We start from the raw sequence: 3607 nt of genomic DNA, 5'->3' as shown, positions 1-3607 counted from the left end.
CACTCGCGCTCGCTCTGGATCGAGATCAGGATCTCCCTGCCGTCCTTGGAGCGGAACACGCCATAGGGCGCGATCGAAGGGTGCGCCAGCCCCATCCGCGTGGGCGGCTGGCCCGCTTCCGCATTGAGCAGAGGTACGGTGAGCCATTCCGCCATCACGTCGAACATCGAGATGCGGATGTCCGCGCCCTTGGCGGTGCGTGAGCGGCCGATCAGTGCTTCCAAAATTGCGGCATGCGCGGTCGCGCCGGTCGCGACATCGACGATCGACATGCCGACGCGGGAAGCGCCCTCCGGGCCGCCGGTGATCGACGCCAGTCCGCTCTCGGCCTGAATCAAGAGGTCATAGGCCTTGCGGTGGGCGTAGGGGCCATCGTCGCCATAGCCCGTGATGGTGCAACAGATCAGCCCGGGATGATCCTTGCGCAAGCGTTCGAGCGAGAAGCCGAGCTTGTCCATCGATCCCGGTTTCAGGTTCTGCAGCAGCACGTCGGCGCCCGCGATCAGCTTCTCCAGTTCGTCGCGGCCTTCCTTGGTGGCGAGGTCGATCACGACAGAGTCCTTGCCGCGGTTGAGCCAGACAAAATAGCTGCTCTGGCCCTTGGCGGCCGCATCATAGCCGCGGGCAAAATCGCCTTCGGGCCGCTCGACCTTGATGACATGGGCGCCGGCGTCCGCCAGGCGCGACGAACAGAACGGCGCGGCGACCGCCTGTTCGACCGCGACGACGGTGATTCCTTCGAGCGGCAGCATCAACGTTCTCCGTCATTGCGAGCGAAGCGAAGCAATCCAGGACTCTCACCGCCGAGACAGTCTGGATTGCTTCGGCGCAAGCGCGCCTCGCAATGACGGTGAGGTTGCGAACCGGTCGCCGAACAAGGACATGCGCGAGACAAGACAGTTGAAAGCATCGACGCGTCTTGATCCTAGTAGGAGCGGGGCATGCCGAGCACGTGTTCGGCGATGTAGGAGAGCACCAGATTGGTCGAGATCGGCGCCACCTGGTAGAGCCTTGTCTCGCGGAATTTTCGTTCGACGTCATACTCCTCGGCAAAGCCGAAGCCGCCATGGGTCTGGATGCAGGCATTGGCCGCCTCCCAGGACGCATCCGCCGCCAGCATTTTCGCCATATTGGCCTCGGCGCCGCAATCCAGCCCTGCCTCATATTTGCGGGTCGCTTCCTTCACCATCAGCTCGGCGGCGCGCATGGCCACGTAGGCCTTTGCGATCGGAAACTGGACGCCCTGATTCTGGCCGATCGGGCGGCCGAACACCGCGCGTTCTTTTGAATAGTCGGTCGCCTTGGCGATGAACCATTTGGCGTCGCCGATGCATTCGGCCGCGATCAGGATGCGCTCGGCATTCATGCCCGAGAGGATGTAGCGAAAACCCTTGCCCTCCTCGCCGATCAGGTTTTCCGCCGGGACCTTCATTTCGGTGAAGAACACCTCCGTCGTGGAGTGGTTCATCATGGTGCGGATCGGGCGGATGTCGAGGCCGGCGTTCTTCGCCTCGCGCATGTCGACGATGAACACGGAGAGACCATCGGTGCGCTTCGCGACCTGGTCCTTCGGCGTGGTACGTGCCAGCAGGATCATCAGGTCGGAATGCTCGGCGCGGCTGGTCCAGATCTTTTGGCCGTTGACAACATAGCTGTCGTTGCCCTCACGCCGCGCAAAGGTCTTCAGCGACGTCGTGTCGGTGCCCGAGGTCGGCTCGGTGACCCCAAAGGCCTGCAGACGCAGTTCGCCGCTCGCAATTTTTGGCAGCCACTTTTGCTTCTGCTCCACGCTGCCGTGCCGCAGCAGCGTGCCCATCGTGTACATCTGGGCATGGCAGCCGCCGCCATTGCAGCCGGCGCGCTGGATCTCCTCCAGGATCGCGGCGGCCGCCGACAGTTTCAATCCGGCGCCACCATACTCCTCCGGGATCAGCACAGAGAGGTAGCCCGCCCTTGTCAGCGCGTCGACGAACGCCGAAGGGTAGGCCATCTCCCGGTCGAGCCTCCGCCAATATTCGCCGGGATACTGCGCGCAGAGCTTTGCCACGGCGTCGCGGATGTCGGCGTAGTCGTCGTAATGGTCCTGTTGATGTTCTTGTTCTTGGTTCATTGTAGACCGTCAGTGCTGTGATCGCTTGGTTATCCCGGGTTCTGCATCCGGTGGCAATGACCGCTCATGCGACATCGATGTCAGTCAGTCGAAAGTCGTTGCCCTTGCAGAGGAGTGGCGCTTCCATGCTCTTGGCAAGCGCATATGCAAAGCAGTCACCATAGTTCAGCGCGGCGCCGTGCCCCGCCCCCTTGCCGAATTGCAGATGCGCCGCGCGCGCCGCATTTGCCTGATCCGTTGTGACCGGTTCGATCCGAATCCCCGCTGCCGCGATGAAATCGTCAAGCCAACGCTCTGCCCGCTCGGGCGCAATCTCCTTCAATCCGCGCAGGACGATCGACGTTTCCACGAGATTGGCCGCAGACATCACAGGATCAACATCGGCGGCGATGCGGTGCGCAAAATTCTCGGCATCATCCTCCTGGCGAAAGATGGCGACGATCGCCGAACTGTCGATCACGATCACGTTGGCAGTCCGTGCTCGTCGTATCCGAGGATGTCATCGGGCGTACGCCCGGTGTCGGCCAGCGCGGCATACCGGCTTCCGATCTTCATCAACTGTGCCGCAATGCGGTCGGGACGCCGGCGCCGACGTTCGCGCGCCAGGCGCTCGCGCAGCGCCAGAGTCACCGCGGAAGTCAGGCTTTCGCCCGTGAGCTCGGCAAGCTCCGAGGCAAGCCTATGGGCCTCCGCGTTCTTGATATTGAGATGCATGTCCTTCTTCATGGTAGAAATCTATCAAATTTCTACCATAGAGGCAAGGTGCGAGGGGATTGCGTCGCGGGGAGCCCAACCCCGCGCTCACCCGGGGATGCGCACCGGCAGGCTCTCGATGCCGCGCACGAAACTCGAATAGACCCGCTTCGGCTCGCCGACCACCTCGATGCGCTCGAACCGCTTCAGGATCTCTTCCCAGACGATGCGGAGCTGCAGCTCGGCAAGGCGCATGCCGACGCAGCGGTGAATGCCGAAGCCGAAGGAGAGGTGGATGCGCGGCCGCGCGCGGTCGATAATGAACTCGTCCGGATTCTCGATCACCGTCTCGTCGCGGTTGCCGGAGACGTACCACATCACGACGCGGTCGCCCTTCCTGATCTTCTGGCCCTGCAGCTCGGTGTCGACCAGCGCGGTGCGCCGCATGTGGGCGAGCGGCGTCTGCCAGCGGATCACCTCCGGCACCATGGTGTCGATCAGGTCAGGATTGTTGCGCAGCTTGTCATATTGGTCGGGGTTCTCGTTGAGCGCCAGCACCGAGGCGGACATGGTGTTGCGCGTGGTGTCGTTGCCTCCGACGATCAGAAGAATGATGTTGCCCATCAGATTGTCCGGGTCCATGAAGCGCGTCGCCGGATTGTGCGCCATCATCGAGATCAGGTCGTTTCTCGGCTCGGCGTTGACGCGCTCGTTCCAGAGTTTCGAGAAATAGGCGGCGCATTCGTCCATTTCCTGCCGCCGCTGCTCCGGCGAATCCACGATGCCGCCCTTGGGCAGCGCGGT

Annotated in this window: 5 protein-coding genes; all 5 read right to left on the bottom strand. The window is 62.8% G+C overall.

Annotated elements, in window-relative coordinates; all coding sequences use genetic code 11:
* The coding region (locus tag JOZ76_RS11325) for a CaiB/BaiF CoA transferase family protein (RefSeq protein WP_291698721.1) at positions 1 to 752 on the bottom strand (752 nt) is incomplete at its 3' end.
* 173 nt (positions 753 to 925) lie between these two features.
* The gene (locus JOZ76_RS11320) at positions 926 to 2110 is read right to left on the bottom strand and encodes an acyl-CoA dehydrogenase family protein (protein WP_291698720.1); all 1185 of its coding nucleotides are present in this window, start codon (positions 2108 to 2110) and stop codon (positions 926 to 928) included.
* A 64-nt stretch (positions 2111 to 2174) separates the two neighbouring features.
* Positions 2175 to 2576: a type II toxin-antitoxin system VapC family toxin gene (locus tag JOZ76_RS11315; protein WP_291698719.1), complete on the bottom strand. Its 402-nt coding sequence runs from the start codon at positions 2574 to 2576 to the stop codon at positions 2175 to 2177.
* On the bottom strand, positions 2573 to 2836 hold the full coding sequence (locus JOZ76_RS11310) for a type II toxin-antitoxin system VapB family antitoxin (protein ID WP_291698718.1): 264 nt from the start codon (positions 2834 to 2836) through the stop codon (positions 2573 to 2575). Before JOZ76_RS11310 ends, JOZ76_RS11315 begins: the two co-directional genes overlap by 4 nt.
* Before the next feature lie 75 nt (positions 2837 to 2911).
* A partial coding sequence (locus tag JOZ76_RS11305; RefSeq protein ID WP_291698717.1) for a cytochrome P450 occupies positions 2912 to 3607 on the bottom strand: 696 nt, incomplete at its 5' end.

It is taken from the genome of Bradyrhizobium sp., from assembly GCF_019244115.1.
GTDB lineage: Bacteria > Pseudomonadota > Alphaproteobacteria > Rhizobiales > Xanthobacteraceae > Bradyrhizobium.
Note: the sequence above shows the minus strand (reverse complement) of the source record. Positions and strands in the feature narration are given on the sequence as shown.